At 37.2% G+C, this 21,575-nt stretch carries 11 protein-coding genes; 4 read left to right on the plus strand and 7 right to left on the minus strand.

Going from position 1 to position 21,575, the window contains the following annotated elements; translation table 11 throughout:
- Positions 1-155: 155 nt before the first annotated feature.
- The 3 genes from BWI92_RS16325 to BWI92_RS16335 all read left to right on the plus strand — a co-directional run bounded on the left by BWI92_RS16325 (position 156) and on the right by BWI92_RS16335 (position 9,552).
- A complete protein-coding gene (locus BWI92_RS16325; protein ID WP_095164399.1) occupies positions 156-4,265 on the plus strand; it encodes a two-component regulator propeller domain-containing protein in 4,110 nt (1,369 codons plus the stop codon).
- Positions 4,266-5,018: 753 nt separating this feature from the next.
- Positions 5,019-7,967 (plus strand): pitrilysin family protein, encoded by a 2,949-nt coding sequence (locus tag BWI92_RS16330; protein ID WP_095164401.1) that lies wholly within the window; start codon positions 5,019-5,021, stop codon positions 7,965-7,967.
- A gap of 457 nt (positions 7,968-8,424) precedes the next feature.
- On the plus strand, positions 8,425-9,552 hold the full coding sequence (locus BWI92_RS16335; protein WP_229363215.1) for an NAD(P)/FAD-dependent oxidoreductase: 1,128 nt from the start codon (positions 8,425-8,427) through the stop codon (positions 9,550-9,552).
- Positions 9,553-9,869: 317 nt separating this feature from the next.
- On the opposite strand, the gene BWI92_RS16340 is transcribed toward BWI92_RS16335, so the two are convergent.
- Positions 9,870-10,328 (minus strand): Lrp/AsnC family transcriptional regulator, encoded by a 459-nt coding sequence (locus BWI92_RS16340; protein ID WP_095164403.1) that lies wholly within the window; start codon positions 10,326-10,328, stop codon positions 9,870-9,872.
- Between the two features lie 341 nt (positions 10,329-10,669).
- Here BWI92_RS16340 and ald point away from each other — a divergent pair, with 341 nt between their 5' ends.
- Entirely contained in the window at positions 10,670-11,785 is a 1,116-nt protein-coding gene (gene ald, locus BWI92_RS16345) for an alanine dehydrogenase (protein WP_095164405.1), read from the plus strand.
- Between the two features lie 92 nt (positions 11,786-11,877).
- Here the strand turns inward: ald and BWI92_RS16350 are convergent, their stop codons facing one another.
- The 6 genes from BWI92_RS16350 to BWI92_RS16375 form a co-directional block, all read right to left on the minus strand.
- On the minus strand, positions 11,878-12,813 hold the full coding sequence (locus BWI92_RS16350) for a hypothetical protein (protein ID WP_095164408.1): 936 nt from the start codon (positions 12,811-12,813) through the stop codon (positions 11,878-11,880).
- Between the two features lie 5 nt (positions 12,814-12,818).
- Positions 12,819-14,042, minus strand: a complete 1,224-nt coding sequence (locus BWI92_RS16355; RefSeq protein ID WP_229363234.1) for an MBOAT family protein — start codon at positions 14,040-14,042, stop codon at positions 12,819-12,821.
- Positions 14,043-14,567: 525 nt separating this feature from the next.
- Positions 14,568-16,982: a family 78 glycoside hydrolase catalytic domain gene (locus BWI92_RS16360; protein ID WP_141234811.1), complete on the minus strand. Its 2,415-nt coding sequence runs from the start codon at positions 16,980-16,982 to the stop codon at positions 14,568-14,570.
- A 205-nt stretch (positions 16,983-17,187) separates the two neighbouring features.
- On the minus strand, positions 17,188-18,849 hold the full coding sequence (locus tag BWI92_RS16365; RefSeq protein WP_095164413.1) for a glucoamylase family protein: 1,662 nt from the start codon (positions 18,847-18,849) through the stop codon (positions 17,188-17,190).
- A 358-nt stretch (positions 18,850-19,207) separates the two neighbouring features.
- The gene (locus BWI92_RS16370) at positions 19,208-20,041 is read right to left on the minus strand and encodes a LamG domain-containing protein (protein ID WP_095164415.1); all 834 of its coding nucleotides are present in this window, start codon (positions 20,039-20,041) and stop codon (positions 19,208-19,210) included.
- Positions 20,042-20,081: 40 nt separating this feature from the next.
- On the minus strand, positions 20,082-21,569 hold the full coding sequence (locus BWI92_RS16375) for a RagB/SusD family nutrient uptake outer membrane protein (RefSeq protein ID WP_095164417.1): 1,488 nt from the start codon (positions 21,567-21,569) through the stop codon (positions 20,082-20,084).
- Positions 21,570-21,575 lie beyond the last annotated feature (6 nt).

A 21,575-nucleotide genomic window follows, 5' to 3' on the forward strand; every position in this document is an offset into this window, starting at 1 on the left:
AAAATTAGAGAGGCTTTCAGGTAATTATTTGTGCTATCGTTCTAAACTTTGTCGCTATCGTTCCAAATATGGGCTCAGTGAATCATTCTAGGTAAAAATGCCTTACTTTAGAATAACTATTTTTATCTTTTGATCTTGAAATCAGTCAGTCTTATATGTCAAAAAGATTCATTTTATTCATTCTTGGAAATATCCTATTATTATGTTTACCCAAGCCAATCGCTTTGGGGCAAAAATGGGATATGTCCTTCAAACATATCAATATCGAGCAAGGGCTTTCCAACAGTACCATCGAATGTATCTATCAGGACAAAAGAGGCTTCATTTGGATTGGTACAAGAGATGGGCTCAACCGTTATGATGGCAAACATATTGTAGTTTATAAAAATGAATCGAACAATCCATTTAGTTTGAGCGACAATTTTGTCACAGCTATTACCGAGGATGCAAAAGGAAATATTTGGATAGGAACGATTGATGGCTTGAATCGTTTGGATGAAAAGAAAAATACATTTGAACGTTTTTTTTACCAAAAACAAAACCCAAATAGCCTTGGAAATAATGCGATTACCTCCTTATTGAAAGACCAAAAAGGACAACTTTGGATAGGCACTCAGGGGGGAGTTTTGAATCTTTGGAATGGAGACCATGCCTTTAAAAAGTATGCCTTAAATACATCTACACAAGGGCAAACTGCCATTACAAGTCTTTATCAAGATACAGAAAACAACTACTGGATTGGCTCAAACAAAGGGCTTTATTTTTTTGAGCCTCACAATGGTCATTTCCAATATACTGAAACAATTGCAAGCTCAAATCCTACCATTAACTGTCTCGCACAAGATGCACAAGGGAATTTGTTGATAGGAACAAATGGTCAAGGATTAATGAGTTTTAATCATCGTTTGGGATTGAAAAAACGTTTTGTGCAGCAAGATTTAAACCCGCATTCGCTGGCTAACAATCTGGTAAAATCCATTTGGGTCGATCATAAAAAACAAATATGGATAGGTTGCATCAACGGAGGTCTCAATCTATTTGAACCACTTACAGGTCATTTTACCAATTATCAACCTCGTCCCGAAAATCCCAAGGGTCTTAGTCAAAGAACTATCTCAGCTTTGTTTGAAGACAACCAAGGAAACTTATGGATAGGCACACATAGAGGCGGAATTAATTTGTATATGTCTCAAGTACAAAAATTCCTATTATTTCGACAGCAACTCAACGAAAATAGCCTGAGCTATAACGATGTTCGGGCTTTTTGTGAAGATTCCTCGGGTGATATTTGGATTGGTACAGACGGCGGAGGATTGAATCTTTTCCATAAAAACACCCAAACTTTTGAGCATTTCAAGCATAATCCTTTTCAGAGTAATAGTATTAGTTCGAACGAAATTTTAGGCTTGACACAAGACCATCAAAAACGACTTTGGATAGCCACTTGGGGAGGTGGATTGAGTGTATTGGAAAAGGGTTCGCGTAGTTTCAAACGATTTTTACAACAAGAAAACAACCCCAATTCTCTTGGCTCAAACTACGTCCAACAGGTATTCGAAGACCGTCAGCAACGTCTTTGGATTGCTACCTATTATGGGGGTTTGTATCAATATTTACCCGATGGAAGATTTGTTAAAATACTTTATGGAAAAAATCGAAAATCCCAGTTGTTGGGCAATAATATCATTTGTCTAAACCAAGATTTAAAAGGAAGAATTTGGATCGGAACAGATGACGGCGGACTCAATTGTCTTGACCCACAGACGGGTATTTTTTCTCACTACTTTCACAAAGATTCCAAAAAACCAGACATCCGAATCATCTTCGTTGACCGACAAGGGCGTATTTGGGTAGGTCATCGAGGACTTTATTTATGGCATGAAAAAGAACAACAGTTCAAGTTATTTACGACCAAAGCTCATTTATCGGAGGATTTCATCAAAGGAATCGTAGAAGATGATGAGGGAAATCTATGGATTTCTAGTTCAAATGGCATTACCAAACTAAACCCACAAAACCTTCAATTTCAACAATATAACTCAGCTGATGGCTTACAGGGATTGGAGTTTGAGCCAAACGCAGCATTGCGTACCAAAGACGGACAGATTTATTTTGGAGGAGTGAAAGGCTTCAATGCTTTTTATCCTCACAAAATTTCAAACAATAACTACATCCCTCCTATTTATTTGACCAGTCTTCAAATTTTCAATAAAAAGGTAGGTGTTGGTAAAGAATCGCCTTTGGAAGAAGATATTAGTTACCTCAAAACGCTGGAACTAAGTCACAGACAAAATACCTTTTCGATTGACTTTGCTGCGCTCAACTTCACCGCTTCCGAAAATAATCAGTATGCCTACAAGCTCGAAGGCTGGGACAAAGATTGGATTATTGCAGGCTCCGAAAACCGTGCATCTTATACCAATGTAAGTCCTTCGAATTATACTTTTATGGTAAAAGCCTCCAACAATGACGGTGTCTGGAACCCAGAAATAACCACTTTAGAAGTCATTATTCACCCTCCATTTTGGGCAACTTGGTGGTTTAGGGCTATTGCTTTTATTCTGATTCTGACGGGTATCCGTACTTTTTATCAGTTTCGGAGACGCATGGCAATTCAGCAATTAAAAGAACAACAAAAGGAAGAACTTCATCAGGATCAATTACAGTTTTTCACCAATATATCACACGAATTACGAACCCCGCTTTCTTTAATATTGGGTCCGTTGGATAAGCTCAAAAAGGATTTTCCAAGTCCTTTGGCGCTTCCCTATTATGATATGATTCAACGAAATGCCAAGAGATTATTGGCATTGACTAATGAGTTAATGGATTTCCGAAAAGTAGAATCTGGCGCTTTGCAATTGCATGTCATGCAGGGAAATATCAATATTTTCCTGACAGAAATAGCAGAAGAGTTTCAAGATTTGGCAACAGAAAAAGGAATCGATTTCAGGATTATTCCTACATTTTCTCAACAAACGCAATGGTTTGATAGACAGATATTAGAAAAAATTGCGATAAATCTTCTTAGCAATGCTTTTAAATATACCTCTAACGGCAAAAAAATTGAGATACAGATATTGGAAAGTTTAGAAAATTTTCAGCCACAATATCAATCACAATTGCGTATTACCAATGGTTTTACGAGTTCTCAAATGCTATATCTCCGTGTGGCGGATCAAGGAATTGGTATTTCTCAGGAATCCATTTCCCAACTTTTTGAACGATATTATCGTACCACAGAGTCACATATTGGCTCTGGCATTGGTTTGGCATTTGTCAAAAGTTTAACCCAATTACATAAAGGTTCGATTTGGGTAAGTAGTGAGCGCGGTGCTGGCACAGAAATGTTGATTGGTATTCCTTCAGGAGAAAAAGACTACCTTGAACATGAAAAATGGCTCACGAATAGAACTCAAATCAGGTTAGAAAGTCTTTCTAATTCACTGGAAAGTCAATTTACCGAACCAGAAGTACCTTCAAAGTCCTCATTGGCGCAGGCTTCCTCCACCAAAATTCTCATAGTAGATGACAATGACGAATTACGAACTTTTTTGAAGGATGCCCTACAACCTGATTATCAAATTTTAGAAGCTGAAAATGGGCAATTGGGATACGAACAAGCCAAGCAACATCAGCCAGATTTGATTATAAGTGATGTAATGATGCCAGTCATGAATGGTGTTGAATTTTGTAAAAAGCTCAAAACTGACCCGCTTCTCAATCATATTCCTTTTTTGATGCTTACGGCCAAATCAGCTTCTGAAGCACAACTAGAGGGAATTGCTTCTGGAGCAGACTATTATTTTGCGAAGCCGCTTAGCATCGATATTCTGACGCTAACGCTCAAGAATATTCTTGGGCAAAGACAAAAATTCAAGGAGAAATACGGTTTTGCCCAACTTTCCGAAAAAATACAACAAATAGACGAAGAGAAAGACCAAGCCTTTTTGCATGATTTTCTACAAATTATTCATGAAAATCTTTCGGATCCAGAAATGAATATCGAGTTGATTTGTAATAAAATAGGCATGAGTCGTACCAAACTTTACTCAAAGGTCAAAGATTTAACAGGTCAACCGATTGGAGATTTTATCAGAAGTATTCGCTTAAAAACAGCGCTTCAACTCATGACCGAGCAACAAATGCCAATTGCCGAAGTGATGTATCAAGTGGGTATTCAAACTCAATCCTATTTTACCAAAGCCTTCAAAAATGAATTTGGCAAAACACCAATGCAGTTTTTGAAGGAGTTGAAAGGGTAACAGGCACAAAGGAGCAAAGGCACAGAGGCACAAAGTGGTTAGGGGTTAGGCAAGGAGGGGATAGGGGTTAGTGTTATGGTTGAGGGATCAGGGGACAGGCACAAAGTGTTTTCACTCCCTTCAAAGTTTTTAGTTTAACTATTTTAAACCCACGTTGTGCCTTTGCCACTAGACGCAAGCATTGCGTCTCTACTGAAAATCTCTTTGTGCCTAACCCTAAACCCTATCCCCTGAACCCTATCCCCTAACCCCACTTTGTGCCTAAACCAAAACCCCTCCCCCCTCATATCAAACTATACAACCACTCAACATATCCTTATTTCCTTTTTCCAAGAAAATACTATATTGCTAGAATTCTCATTTTGGGTTCGATTTTATCCTATTTGGTTAGATACAAACTAAAATTTAAGATTGTTGTTTGGGCTTTCGGGTAATAGCTTCCTGCGGTGGGCTTTGGGTAAAATGCATGTCTGTGGTCGTGAAACATTTTAACACTCTCTGCCTTGTGCCTGTTGCCTTGTCCCTAAAACACAAAACTTAATATTTAAGATTGTTCTTTGGGCTTTTGGGTAATAGCTTCCTGCGGTGGGCTTTGGGTAAAATGCATGTCTGTGGTCGTGAAACATTTTAACACTCTTTGCCTTGTGCCTGTTGCCTTGTGCCTAAAACACAAAACTTAAATAGTATTTTGCACTAATACTTAAATAGTTCATCAAAATGACTAAATCTTATTATAAAAACATCTTTAACAGTATGCCAACTTTCTTTAAAGCACTTCTCACTTCGGCATTGGTGGTATCGAGTTTAGGTTCCATCGCCCAAACTAAGTTTGAGTGGAAATCGGCTAATTCAAGTGGTTTTACCTACAAATACGTAAGTAATGACCCGATGAAAGCTCGTTTTTACCAGCTCAAAAATGGATTAACCGTTATTCTCAGCGAAAATCACAAAGAACCACGCATTCAAGCACTAATCCCTACACGTGCTGGTTCAAACACAGACCCTAAAGACCATACTGGTTTGGCGCACTATCTTGAGCACATGTTGTTTAAGGGTACCGACAAATACGGTTCATTGGATTGGTCAAAAGAAAAACCGCTTTTAGACAAAATTGATGCACTTTATGAGCAGTACAACAAAACAACTGATGCTGCCAAACGTAAAGAAATCTACAAAGAGATTGACAAAACTTCTGGCGAAGCTGCCAAATATGCCATTGCCAATGAGTACGATAAAATGATGGCAGCGATGGGTGGTCAAGGTACCAATGCCTTTACTTCGTACGAACAAACGGTTTATACAGAAGATATCCCAACAAACGCTATTGACCGCTTCTTGGCATTACAAGCTGAACGCTTCAGAAATCCAATTCTTCGTATTTTCCATACTGAATTAGAAGCAGTATATGAAGAAAAAAACCGTAGCTTGGACAATGACCCTTGGAAAGTTGAAGAAATCAAATACGCCGCGTTGTTCCCTACTCACAATTATGGTCAACAAACGACCATTGGTACAATTGAGCACTTGAAAAACCCATCGTTGATCGAAATCAGAAACTATTTCAAGAAATACTATGTGCCAAACAACATGGCCATTATCATGGTAGGGGATTTCAATTCTGATGAGTTGATTAAGAAAATTGACAAGGCTTTTGCTTACATGCAACCAAAGCCTGTACAAGAATATAAGCCTGCTCCAGAAGCTCCAATCACTGCTCCAATTGTGAAGGAAGTGTTCGGTCCAACGCCTGACAATATTACGATTGCGTGGAGATGGCCAGGCGCGGTAAGTCCAAAAGAGCATATCATTGGTACTATTGTAGACGAATTGATGTCTAACTCAAAAGCTGGTTTGATTGATATCAACTTGTCGAAAGCACAAAAAGTACTTCGTGCAGGTTCAAATCCAGATTGGAATAAGGATTATTCCGTGTGGACTTTGAGTGGTACTCCGAAAAATGGACAATCCTTAGAAGAAGTTCGTGATTTACTTTTGGGTCAGCTTGACTTATTGAAAAAGGGTCAGTTTGACGAGTCTATCATCAAAGCAATTGCAGCCAACTACAAACTTAATGCCATTCAGGGTCTGGAGAAAAATGATGCTCGTGCTTATAAATTATTGAATGACTTTGTGGTTTCTAAAGGCGCAGACTGGAACGAAACGTCGGCGATGACCGATGCTTTGAGCAAAGTTACTAAACAACAGGTAATTGATTTTGCAAACAAATATTGCGGAAATGGTTATGTAATTGTTTACAAACGTAAAGGTGAAGATAAAAACATTATTAAGGTTGACAAGCCAGAAATCACACAAGTTGAAACCAACCGTGAAAAACAATCTGAGTTTTTGAAATCGGTTAATGGAATGCCAATGAAGGAGATTCAACCAAAATGGTTGGATTATAACAAAGACCTCCAAAAAGGTAAGGTTGGACCAGCAGAGGTACTTTATGTAAAAAATGAAGACAATGATTTATTCCGTTTGACCTATCGTTTTGATATGGGTAGCTGGAATAGTAAGGTATTACCTATTGCTTTGCAATATTTGAATTTCTTAGGAACGCCAACTATGTCGGCCGAGGAAATCAGTAAGGAATATTACAAATTGGCGAGCAACTTCGGAGCAAACTTTACCGACCACCATATCAACCTTTCGCTCTCGGGCTTGAATGAAAACTTCGACCGTACCGTTTCGATTTTCGAACAACTTATTACACAAGCAAAAGCAGACCCTGCAACGTTTGAATTGCTAAAAGGTCGTTTGATTAAGCAACGCAATGATGCAAAAGCCAACAAAGGCGCAATACTTCAAGGTTTGGCACAGTATGCACAATTTGGGGCGAAAAATCCTCGTACTGCGCTGAACTTTACCAATGATGAATTGAAAGCATTGACAGTTGACGAGGTGGTAAACTTCCTAAAAGATTTATTCAACTTCAAGCATACAGTTATTTACTACGGTCCAAAATCTTTGGAGCAATTCAGTGCTGATATTTCAAAAGTGCATAAATTCCCTGCACATTTCAAAGCAGACTTACCATTGGTTGCCAATTTTGATCGAATTACTCCTTCAAAAACACAAGTCTTGTTTACAAACTTTGACATGGTACAAGCTGAAATCGACTGGATTCGTCCAACTGTGAAGTTTGATCCAGCTCAAACGCCAGTGGTGGAGTTATTTAATAATTATTTCGGTGGAGGTATGTCGTCAATCGTTTTCCAGACTATTCGTGAATCAAAAGCTTTGGCTTACTCGACATATGCCTATTATTTCACGCCAAATACAAAGGATGAAAAATACTATTTAGTTGGCTATGTAGGAACACAGGCCGATAAATTGAATGAGGCTATCCCTAGTATGAATGAGCTTTTCAACGTTTTCCCTGCTTCTGAAAAGAACTTGGAAACCGCGAAAGAAAGTATGTTAAAAAACTATCAAACAGAGCGCATCACGCAAGATGCTATTGCATTTAACTACTTGGCAGCTCAAGAAAAAGGCTTGAATTATGACGAGAGATCTAAAATCTTTGAAGCATTAAGGAAGTTAGGTTTGGAAGACTTGAAAAAATTCCAAGAAGCAAATATTGCAAATAAACCTGTTACCTATTGTATTGTAGGTTCGGACACTAAAATCAAAGTAGATGAACTTAGCAAATACGGAGAAGTGAAAAAATTAACACTTGAAGAGGTGTTTGGGTATTAAAATGACATGACATTTCATCAAACACAAGTCATTTCAAATTAGTGATTTAGTGGTTGAGTGAATGTGTGATTATTTTGAAAAACTAGAAATATAGTATCAAAAAGGCGGTCGAAATTAGTTTTTTGATCGCCTTTTTGATTAAAATAAAATTGATGTAGTGGTAACTCTTGCTTTACCACATGCAAAATGGCAACCGCAAGGGTTGCAACTACACGTTAAAAAACAATGAAAAATAACTCTTTTTAACAAGATAATAACTTTCGTACGGCCCTAACTCTAAAATTGGAATTCCGAAGAATAAATAAGTTTGTATTCCTAAAATTTACAAAATTTAAAACAAGGTATTTTTTACAATAATCACTCATCCACTCAAACACTAAATCGCTCAATTAGAGATGCGTCGTAAACTTTCACCATCTTCCAGAAGTTATTCATAAAATACTATCTCAAATATCAGATGGAAACTAACAATACAGAAATATATCCCATTGCAATAGTTGGCGGAGGTTTGGCAGGATTATGCGCAGCAATCCATCTCCAAAAATCTGGAAAACAGGTAATTTTATTCGAAAAAAAGCATTACCCTTTTCATCGGGTTTGCGGTGAATATATTTCTAATGAGACCAAGAACTACTTAACTAAAATTGGACTTAACCTAGAAAAGTTAGATATACAGAAAATTAGCAAGTTTCAATTAACAGCGCCATCTGGTAAAAGTCTTCACTATCCTCTAGACCTTGGTGGCTTTGGTCTGAGTCGATATACTTTGGATAATGAACTTTACAAAATTGCCCTAAAATGCGGGGTAAACTGCCAAACTGGTACCGAAGTTGAAAGCATTCATTTTGAAGAAAACCAATTTAAAATTCAACTAAGCCATTCTAATCAAATTATTTATGCCAACTATGTATTAGGCGCTTATGGAAAACGAACCAAGCTAGATCAGTATCTACAACGCCCCTTTCTTCAGGCACGAAGCCCCTACATTGGAGTCAAATATCATATACGTTACGACTATCCAAAAGACCTCATCAGTTTGCACAATTTTGAGAATGGATACTGTGGAATTTCGGCTATTGAAGACAACAAATACTGTTTGTGTTACTTGACAACTCGGGAAAATTTAAGAAAATATAAGAGTGTATCTGAGATGGAAAGGAATATTCTCTGGAAAAACCCTCATCTTAAGCAAATATTTTTGGAGGCAGAATTTCTTTATGACAAGCCTGAGGTAATAAATGAAATTTCATTTTCTCCTAAAAAACAAATTGAAAATCATATCATTATGATTGGAGATACAGCAGGACTCATTACACCACTTTGTGGAAATGGTATGGCAATGGCTATTCATGGCGCCAAACTTATTTCGGAAATTATACTAGAAAACTTTGAGCACAGAGAGGTTGTGGAAGCCCAATATCAAAAAACTTGGAAGAATTATTTTGGGTTTCGTTTATGGGCTGGCAGACATATCCAATCATTGTTTGGGCATCCAGTACTAACAGAATTTGTACGCTACTTTTTTAAAATTTGCCGTCCAGCACTAGGTATATTCATACAATCTACGCATGGAAAAGAATTTTAGCGAAAAAAATTTTATTTGGCGATAAAGACTTTCTGCAAAATCAAATTTGCATTTTTTTAATATTACAAAACTTAATTAATCCACAGGAGCTTTCTTTAAATATTTTAATATTAAGCAAAAATACTCATATTTGTTTATGTGAAATATCGGTGTTATGTTTGCATACTAAATTACACTTCAACGATAGACCTGTAAGCGTTTTCGAACTACTTACAGGTCATTTTTTTTTACAGCGATTCTCTTCATTATTATCAATCGTAAAGCCTTAGGATTACCACCCCCAAATAATAGATATTCTATTAAAGAATAACTCCACATTATAACGGAATTACCGTAGTTGTTTTCACTTCAGACATCACAAAGGAACTACTGATATGTGCCACACTCGCTAAGGCAGAAAGTTTTCTTTGGTAAAAATCGTTGTAGGCTTCCATATCTTTTGCAATTACTTTAATTAGATAATCATAATTGCCTGATACAATGCAGCATTCTATCACCTCTGGGTACTGACGAATAGCCTCCTCAAATTCTACAAATTGGTTTTTCTGTTGTTTATCCAAGGTAATACTACAATATACCATCAGGGGATTCCCTAACTTCTTTCGATTCAGAATAGTTACGTATTTTTCAATGATTTCTTCCTGTTCCAATCGTTTGATTCGGTCGTGAGTCGGCGTCATTGACAAATTGATTTGTCGTGCAATCTCCTTGATGGTTAATTGCGCATTTTCTTGAATTAATTGTAATATTTTTACATCTATAGAGTCTAATTGCATGGCGAAAAAGAAATTTTTATTGGTTGAGATTAGAAAACATATCCCAAAACAGGATTTTTTCCTCTATAAAGACAAATTTATTTTAACTATTTCTTATTTTTAATGGAAGCATAAAATATTTTTCTGTTATCACTAATTTTGTCAAACACTTCATCAACACAAACAACAAACACCTAAGAAGTCGGTTGTAAAATTGTCATTTTATGTGTGGCGAATTGGACTAACGAGATTGAATACAAGGGATAGATAGAAAAAATTTCGAATGAGGGATGACCAGTATTGACTGGTACATAACACAATCATCAACCGACTAACTTAGGCTTAAACCCCAACCAAAACTTATGATCATCGGCGTACCTAAAGAAATCAAAAACAACGAAAACCGTGTAGCACTTACACCTGCTGGTGTTGCTGAATTTAAGAAAAACGGTCACACTGTATATATTCAGACTTTGGCTGGTGTAGGAAGTGGATTCACTGATGAAGCTTACGAAAAAGCTGGTGCTACTATTCTTCCAACTATCGAGGCAGTGTATGAAATTGCTGAGATGATTGTGAAAGTAAAAGAGCCAATCGCTTCTGAATACAAATTAATCAAAGAAAACCAATTGTTATTTACGTATTTCCACTTTGCTTCGTCGGAAGAATTGACGCATGCCATGATTGAACGTAAAGCAATTTGTTTGGCATACGAAACAGTAGAGAAAGCAGACAGAAGCTTACCATTATTGGTTCCAATGTCTGAAGTTGCTGGTCGTATGGCGATTCAAGAAGGAGCAAAATACTTAGAGAAACCAATGGGTGGACGTGGTATCTTGTTGGGCGGTGTAGCTGGTGTAAAGCCTGCCAACGTATTGGTATTAGGTGGTGGAATCGTGGGTACACAAGCAGCTAAAATGGCAGCAGGTTTGGGTGCAAACGTAACTATCATGGATATTAGTTTGCCAAGATTACGTTATTTGGAAGACGTAATGCCTGCCAACGTTGACACAGTAATGTCGAATGAATACAATGTACGTGAGGCAATCAAGTTAGCTGATTTAATTATCGGCGCTGTATTGATTCCTGGAGCAAAAGCACCACACTTGATTACTCGTGACATGTTGAAAGAAATGAAGCCTGGAACAGTGCTAGTTGACGTAGCAGTTGACCAAGGTGGTTGTATCGAAACTTGTACACCAACAACGCACGAAAATCCAACGTTTGTAATTGATGAGATTGTACACTACTGCGTAGCTAATATGCCAGGAGCTGTACCATATACATCAACGTTAGCATTAACAAACGCTACTTTACCGTATGCAATCCAATTGGCAAACAAAGGCTGGGAAAAAGCATGTAAAGAAAATGAAGAATTGAAAAAAGGCTTGAATGTAGTGAATGGCAAGATTGTTTACAAAGGTGTTTCTGAAGCCTGGAAATTGCCTTACTGCCATATTTCAGAAGTTTTGGCTTAATTGATTATATATTAGGTGATTTTTAAAAGGCTATCCGATTGGATAGCCTTTTCTATATAAGTCTTGAAATACTTGAGAGTGAAAAATTATTGTCATTTCTGATTATATAACTGCTTAATTTCGTTGTTAAGTTGATTTATAACAAATGCTTGCCCCTGAGGGTTTAGATGACCATGATCTAAAAATGTCTTGTAATCAGAATTTATAGTTTTGTATTTTTCATCATTAAGATTTATCAAAACATCCGAAGATTTAAATAACTTACCAATTGCCCTCTGATAAATCGAGTACTCATTTCTCCCTAATGAGTAAAGTTGATATGGTACAGGAGTGAAATAAGCAATAATCTTTATATTCTTAGCACGTATTTGTTTTAACAGGTGGTCTAATTCATGATATGCTACAGAATCAATGGAAGTATTTTCGAAACTCCTTAAGTTAACTTTATCTGTGATTGCTTTTCGTGCATTGGCATTTGGCGTTTCAAGTCCAAAATTATCCCATCCAACTTCATTATGTAAATTAGGTGCATATCTAGAAGGGATAAGATTATAGTTTCTAATAAAATAGAAAAGATATGTTCTCAATAAGTTAGTTGATCCTAATGCGCCCCAGTACTCTTGTGGTATCATTGTGGAAGTTTTTCTACCATGATCTTTTGTAAGATACGGATCTAAACAAATAAGCACAGTTTTCATCTTTCCTCTTGAAAGAATATTTTCCATCAATAAATTCAACTCCGAAATATTGGCAGACATAATACTAGCATTATAAACATTTAATCCCTCAAAATGCTGAGGATTAATATTTGCAGATAACGAAGGTCCTATTAGTACTGCATTAAAGTTGTCAGGAATATATCGATAAGAAAATAGAAATTTTGAAGTACGTTCGTTGATATAAACCTTTCGGTTGAGGGTACCTCTAAACAGTCCAAATATATCAATATAATAGTTTAGTCCAGCGAATAATGTTGTAGAAACACTTACTAACAGAACAAATCTAGATAAAAAAGTTTTGTAAGTCATTTAGCTTAGAAATCAAAGTATAAAAAATCGCTTGATGTAATGGAGTTTAAGTAAAGTGTACTAATCAGAGCTAGAACAACCATATAAATTAAATGGGGTATATTTGGCTTAAATTCTTTAGTTAGTTCTTGAGGGTTTTTCAAAAAAAGAAGAATCACACCCAACACAACAACAGGTAAAGTAAAAATATCAGTAAAAACAACTGAACCATTACGCACACCTCCAGTTCCACCAAGCATACATTTTAAAACTATTATTGCATCATTAAAGGTTAATGCTCGAAAGAATACCCATGTAAAATTGACAAAGAAAAAGGTAAGTATCCAACTTAAGATATTTGGCAAAAAATATCCTCTCTTAATCCAAACCCTATGTATTACCAATGCCAAGCCATGCAAAGCTCCCCAAATCAAAAAATTCCAGTTCGCACCATGCCAGATTCCTCCAACCAAAAATGTTACGAATAGATTAAATAAAGTTTGATATTCACCTTTTTGATTTCCTCCTAAAGGGATATAAATATATTCTCTTAAGAAATTACCTAACGTAATGTGCCATCTTCTCCAAAAATCTTGAATATTATTAGACTTATATGGAGAGTTGAAGTTGAGAGGGAGATGAATATTAAAAATTAATCCTACCCCAATTGCCATATCTGAATACCCACTAAAGTCAAAATATAATTGTACCGTATAAGAAAGTGAAGTTAACCAGCTATCCAGAAAAGTCAGCTCAGGTACATTCGCGTAGCCAGCATTCGCCATTAATGCAAAAGTATCAGCAATCACAATCTTTTTAAAAAGTCCCATCAAAAACATATAACTACCCTTTGTTACATTCTCAAGATTTAGCTTCAAGTTATTTTTATCTTGAAATTGAGGCATAATAACTTTATGGTGAACAATCGGTCCTGCAATAAGCTGAGGGAAAAATGCAACAAACAGACAAAAATCTAGAAATTTATATCCTTTGGTCTCTCCCCGATAACTATCTGTGATATAAGCAAATTTCTGAAAGGTAAAAAAACTAATAGCTAGGGGTAAGGCTATCTTATCAATAATAATATCATTCGAAATAAATAAATTAACATTATCTACGATGAAATTAGTGTATTTATAATAGAGCAAAACTGATAGGTTTAACAACAGAAAAGTGATGTACAATACCTTTCGTTTCAGTTTATTTTCAACATAATTGAGATATTGTCCAGCAAAGAAATTCAGTATCATGGACACTATTATCAGAATTAAATATTTTGGATTCCACCAACCATAGAAGAAAAACGAGGCAAAAAGTAGCAAAGTTTTTGCATATTGAACTTTATTGAAATGCAAAAACAGAAAGTAGAATGCAAAAGTTAATGGAAGGAAAAAAATAAGAATTCGGTAGAATTAAATAACATAATAGAGCAGTTATATTTTAAATTTTAGTAAAGGTCAAGTTAGAGAAACGCCTTCCAAATTTAGGAAAATAAACGCCTATCTTCAGAAACTACCTAAATCAAATTCCATGCCATATTTATATCAATATGAGCCTACTAATTTGTATTGACTTTAACCAGACAGTAATAAAAACCTTAAACTTGCAATCAAATTTCCTGCATCCATACACAAAATCCTTCTATCAAAACTAACTAACCATCTATAAATTCATCCGCAAATGTTAACCATTCATATGATTTGAATAAACAAAACGGTTCATCAAAATTTTGACAGAAATCCTATGTTAAGACTGTCATTTAGATCTCTCAAATATTATATTTTCATCACCTCCACTACATTCTTCAATCCACTCACCCATATATACTCAAATCCCTCTTGGGTCGTTGGCTTTGCTGATTTCCCATTAACTTTCCAACTGGTGTATTTCCCTTTAGGATATTGTACTTTTATTTTCCAAGCAGCTTGTGTTTGTTGTAAATCGACTTTTATAGAAGATGTTGTTTTGTGATAAGCCATAGTTAGAGTATTATCCCCAATATGTACTTGTTCAATTTTAGCATCGTTCCATGAAGATGGCATTTGAGGTTGCACAACAATCATCTTCTCTCCCGCTTGAGGACGAACACCAAAAAACTGTTTGATAATCGGAGTAGCATAACTGTACAAATTCCAAGCTTGACACATCATACCATAGTCTGGCGAAACTTCATAAATTGCCCCGGGAAGCACATAACTAAATGTTTTAGTCATTTTATTCAAATACCACAAAGCCCCATCAGGATTACCATAATTGTTTTCTCCAATAGCCGCCACACCCGTTGGCAAAGTCATCACCGCACCTGTATAAGTAAAAGATTTTCTTACAAAAGTTGAAGGAGCCTCCTCAGCATTAGAGCTTTCGTCTCGGTCAATACCTGTGACAAATGCACCAAATGGATTAGTATATTTTCTGGCATTAGTCAACGCCAATTTAGCTTTTTCAGGGTCGGCTATCCCCATTTCCATAGGCGTATTGATGACCCAGTTATGGTGTAAGGCAAATCCCTTTTTTGTTCCTTGTGGCAAAGCCTCCACGCTAGACTTTAATTGTTTTAACTCTGCAACTGCCCAAGGTTTTTGTAGGGTATCTGCTCTTACAATTGCGTCGTCTATCAAGTGTAACGTTTGTTCTCTCGTTCCTATAAAGTCGGCAAAAGATTGACTTTCTGGCACCCAAAAATCAGTATTAATTTGATGCTTGATTTGTGTAGCATTGCGTTCGTATTGCAAACCCTGTTCGGTATCTCCAACGATTTTTGCGATCTGAGCAGCATCTGCAAAGGCTTTTTGGGTATAAACTGCCACATCAATCATCTCGCTATTGAGTCCGTGAATTTCCATCATACCGAAGCCATCAGGAAGCAAGTTTTTATCTTTATCATTTTCTTTTAAAAGCCAGTCTAATCCTTTTTTGATAACAGGATAATACTTTTGTAAAAACGATTTGTCGCCTGTCCACTGATAAATCTCCCAAATCATACTGGCAAATTGTGGGGTTTCATTGACATTGCCAGGATTAAAAACTACTCCATTTGAAGATACCTCATGTACGATACGCCCATTTCCATTTTCTTTTTCTGAAAGTTTATTCAAAACCTCTACAGCATCGTAAACTAAATCCTTTTTTCCTGTTGCTACCAATCCCTTTAAAGTATATTCAGCATCTGTTCCAAACCACCAAGGATAATCGGGCATACCTGCCGACATACCTCGTCCCACAGCTGGGACATCGCGCACCAGCCAATCGGTATTGTATTTTACCCAACGAAAGGCTTGCTCTAATTTTTTATCAGGAACAGTCAACGCAGATTGCTTAGCGATAGCCTCATATCTTTTGATTTTTTGTTGCAATAAAACAGAAGCACTTTTCTGCGTTTTTGTAAAAGTACTATTCGCCACAGTTTCCGATTGATAAGAACCTGCAATAACAATAGGCAAAATAAAGGTTGATTTTGGCGCTATTACTATGCTATATACCAAGCTTGCCTTTGTTCCTAAACCTTGAGATTTAAACTGGCATTCTGATGTATTTTGATGATGTGATGTAGGAGAAATATTAGCACCAAACTGCACATACCAAGGATTGTTTTGGTCTTTAATCACCCAAGATTGAGTTTTATTTTGCCAAGTAGCTTTATCCTCGGCATCAATCATATTAGTTCTTTCACCTAACCACACAGGACGTAAATCGCTATGTCCAGTAAATTCAAACTCTATGGTTTGAGGACTTAAGCCATGATTTTCAAAAGTGTATTCTACTACAACTGCTTCTGTTTTATCTGGAACAAACTGAAATCTTTGAATAGAAAGGTTTGGCAATATATCCTGATAAATATGCTTATTTCCATAAGGGAAATTTACGAAAGAAGTAGCTTGGTCGAGACAGTGAGAAGTACCGTTGGCCTGTATTTTAGCCGAAAAGCCATCCATCAATTTGATAGGATGATTCCAAATTCCTCCCATTTCGCCAGTGACGTGCCATCCCAAATCGGGAAATTGCCCATTTTGATGCCCGACCATATAAAGTCGGTCGCCAGCAGTTACATAAGGTGTATTCAGATACGATTTTTTCCCTGAAATACTCTCACTATTTTTGGTTAAATCAAGTAAAGAGGCTTTTTGAGCCTTTGCTTGGATAGAGGCCACAGCCATGCTTCCCAGCAAAAGGGTTTTGAGGATTGATTTCATATTTATTTATAAAAATGGATTTATTCTACATCAAATTTAATGATTTATGGATACTTTCTTATCAGGGTTTATTTTTTAACAAAAATCCGTGACACTCATAGAATGCCACGGATGCAGAACTACGCGGTTTAAAATATTTTTTGAAAAGCTCGGGTTGAAAAGCTCGGGTTGAAAAACTCAGTTTGAAAAACTCAGTTTGAAAAACTCAGTTTGACAACTCAAGCTTCTTTAGGCCATTTTTCACTTCAGGACAAGACATCAACAAATTCCATAAGAGTCCAGAACGATGGTTTTCTATCATTACAATAATGGGTCCTTGGTCGATGGCTAAAAAGCTATCGGCGTACCAAAACTTATTTAGATTGAAAGCATCTACGAAGCCATATTCTTTCCAGATTTTATCACCCAATTTGTAATAGAAAAACTGTAAAGCCTGCATAGATTCTGTTGGTGTATAAGGAAACGAAGATAGCGCTGCCGTAGGCGAAATCACGCCTAAATCATTATCAGGCGCATGCGCAGAATACCCATTTTCATTGTCGCTGGCAGTGAGTCCCCAACAATTTTCTCCATAAAAAGCATATTGTTTAGGATTGGCTTTGCAATAGAGATAATTGATTTGCGCATGTGCTTTATTTTGGTCAAAATAATTGGTGTATTGGTCCGTCAATAATTTGGGATTAAGTCCTAAAAATGAATAGTGGGTGAAAAATAAGGGGCCACCCATATTAATTCCCAGCGGAAGCTTTACACCGAAAAAGCTATTCCCATTTTTGAAAGCGCCATTACGAGTCCAGCCATTTTGATATACGTCTTTGGATATCGCATATTTTTCAGAGGAAGCCGCTAAAACATAAGTAATCAAAGCCTCATTCCAACCTGATATTTTCATATTCATCGCCCAAGCATCGGTTGGCGACCAGTGCCAATAAAGCCCATTGGAAGTATTTTGAGTAAACCAATTCCATTCGACCCCATTCCAAAGGGTATTGATTTTTTGACGAAGTGTAATTTCTTCCTGAGTATTGCCATCAAAATATTGTCGAGCTGTCAATAAGCCTTGCATCAAAAATGAGGTTTCGACCAGATCTGCCCCATTATCTTTAGCACTAAATGGCACCGTTTTACCCGTAGCGCCATTGAGCCAATGTGGAAATGCTCCATGAAACTTCTCAGCTTGATTCGTCAAAAAATCGACTATAGTGGTGAGGCGTTGTAGCCCTTGTTCACGTGTAATAAACCTACGCTCGATTCCAACCACCATCGCCATAATGCCAAAGCCCGAGCCACCAGAGGTGACTATATCTCCAGAGGTATTACGTTCACGAGCCAGCCCCGAAACAGGATGTCCAAAATCCCAGAAATAGCGAAAGGTTTGTTGTTGAACCTTGGTCAGCAATTCCTCATCGCTAATTCTTGGAAATTTGTCTTTTGTGTCTAATTGAGTAGTTAGATTTACGGTGAATTCTGTACGCAAATTGCCTCCTGCTTTTGATTTCAGGAGATTATTGATTGATAAAGTGTATTTGTTAAGGTAATCCAAATCAAGTGCGGGTTTGATTACAATCGCACTGTCATTTTGAATTAAAGAAGTTTGTACAGCAAAGGAATTGCCAGCAGTATTTTTTAACAAAATCGCTGATGCTAGCGAACTAGCATCTAGCGCTGTATTGAAAGTAAGGATTATTTCAGGTTTTGTCGTAACATCTTTATAATCAAAGCCATTGAAGTCTCCGTTCACTCTTAAAGTATTGAGACTAAACGAGCTAGGTATGGGCGTTGGCTTTACCTCCTCTGTTGCTTTTTTGGAACAAGCGCAAAGAAGAGAAAGCAACACACAAAATATTTGATAAGGTAAGACTTTCATAAAATTGGGATGTTTTGCATAGGTGAATAAATTCACCCGCTAAATGGAATCTTTGGTCGAAACTATTCATATTGTAAAACTTCAACCCAAGCATCTTTTTTCCTCAAAAATAAAATCAACGACCTACCCGAAGATAGGTCGTTTGAAACATAAGGCTCTAAGCATTAAGCTTTATGCAGTAGGCTAAAATTTCAGAAAAAATTCTCCTTTCTCGCCTATTACTTACGGCTTATACAATTTGAAGCTTCATAATAATTAAATCAATTCGGGATAGATAGATTTAAGTGATAAGCTGAGAATGAAGATTTATCTTTTCAAAAAACTCTTCACTTGCACTCCCAACCCAGCACTTAAAAAATTATTTTCCTCTACCTTCTAGCTTCACCAAGGCATTTACCTCGTTTTCGGCTAGGGCTTTGTTATAGATGCGTACTTCGTCGAGTTGACCATTCAAGAAACTAGCCCATGACTGTTTGTCACCACCATTTAAGCTAGGACTTGTTTGGAATTGAACTGTTCCAAACACCATTTTAGCAGCATTTTGAAACTTTATTCCTCCGTAGCCTGCAACTACTTGCGTAGCGATTTTATTACCGTTATAATACACCTTGAACGTTGAAGTGGTAGCATCATATGTAACCGCAATATTTGCCCAAGTATTCCAAAGGTTATTTAAGTCATAGTTGCCCAACCAAGCATCTTTTCCAGCGTTGTTGACGTGTACTTTTAACAAACCTTTTGAGTCAGTGGCACCATTTTCCAAGAAAATAGTAAGATTTCCCCAGAAAGATCCAGAATTGGCAATGTCAACCAAGCCCACAATTCCTGCGTCGTTTTTCTTCATGTTCACCCACGTAGTAACGGTGAAGCTAGAAAGGTTTTGGATAGCCGAAGGTACATTGCTCACTACATATTTATCGACACCACCCACCATAGCTTGACCTTTTATACCACCTGCAAAGCTAGTGCCTGTGGCATCGCCCGCAGTTTTGGATACAGCATCAATATAGTTGTTATCGAACGACCAATAACCAACCAAATTACTTGGTGCAATTTCTGTCGTGCTTGTATATCCTCCGATAGAAACAGCTGGCGCATAGGTAGAAGCATCAAACTTCTCGTAGCAAGAACTCAACAACATAGATGAGCCAAGTAAGCCAGCTAATAATGATTTATTTTTAAAAATATTCATAGTTACGAACTCAGATTAAAATGTTAGATATTGGCAAAAACTAGTATCCAGGGTTTTGCTTAAGTACTCCAGCACTTAGGTCAATTTCATTTTGAGGAATTGGGAAAACCTCATGAACACCCGCTTTAAACCCTTTTTTACCTAAAACTTCTGCACCTCTCCCCTGACGAACCACATCAAAGAAACGATCAAACTCCATCGCCATTTCTACACGTCTTTCATGATAAATTGCCTTACGAAGTTGTGCTTGATCGGTTGTAGTTACCTTTGGCAAAATCGCCGAATTACCTTGACGAGCACGAGCGCGAACCATTTCCAAAGATGCCAAAGCATCTGCAGTATTTCCTAGCTCCATATTTGCCTCGGCATTCATCAACAAAATTTCAGCATAGCGCATCACTCTAATATTTTGCTCCGCACCTTCACTATAACCTGACACAAACAACGAGAATGGCACATACGATTTTTGATTGTACATAGGGTTATCTCCAGTAGCAGGAATCGCATCACCTTGTGGAGTCGTTTCTCCACGGAAAATAATTGTTGCATCCAATCTTGGGTCACCAGCTTCAAATTCAGCCACTAGATCCTGTGTTGGCACATTGAAGCCCCAGCCACCTCCTTGCACACCACGAACCCCTTGCACTTGAGAGTATTGAGAACTAGAAGCAGCCGCATTTCCTAGAATCAATTTACATTGAATTTCGAAGATAGATTCTTTAGAGTTTTCGTTTGGAATACGGAAAACTGAATCATAATTAGGGAGTAAGCCATACCCCATTCCCATTACTTGCTTGGTAAGACTAACTACATCACTCCATTTTTTCTGATACAAAGCCACTTTGGCATTCAGTCCCAATGCTGCTCCTTTTGTCACACGACCTATATCAGCGGCGCCATAAGTTTGAGGTAAGACCGTTGCAGCATCTTGTAAATCTTTCTCAATAGCAGCCCATACCTGCGCTTTTGGCGTACGAGCCAAATTGTATTGAGAGGCATCACTAGCCAAAGACAAACGCAAAGGCACATCACCAAAAGCACGCACTAATCTAAAGTAGCAATAAGCACGTACAAATTTTGCTTCAGCGATATAACGAGCCTTCAAACCTTCGTCCATGCTGATAGCAGGGATGTTTGTTAATACCTGATTAGCATAGTTAATAGACTGATATTGACCTGTCCAAAAATCAGCAATTTGACCTTCGGTAGAGGTATGAGTAAATGTATCAAACTTGTTGAAGAAGGTTGCATCACTTGGGCTACTTCCTTTTTCAGCATCATCTGAAGGTACACTTTCGACCGCAATTGGAGCAAAAGCCGTGTTATTCCATGAGCGAAGGTTTGCGTACATGGCATTTACTGCCTTTGTTGCGTCTGCTTCATTTTTCCAGAATTGTTCAGATGGTTGTTGTCCTTGTGGTGGAACTTCCAAAAAGCTATCACTACAGCTTGATAAAGTCAACACTAAGGCAACTGGTAAATATTTCCCCGCTTTGAGGGCTGTTGAAATAATGCTATATTTTTTCATAATTCT

This window comes from Flectobacillus sp. BAB-3569, from assembly GCF_002270355.1.
Taxonomy (GTDB): Bacteria; Bacteroidota; Bacteroidia; order Cytophagales; family Spirosomataceae; genus Flectobacillus; species Flectobacillus roseus.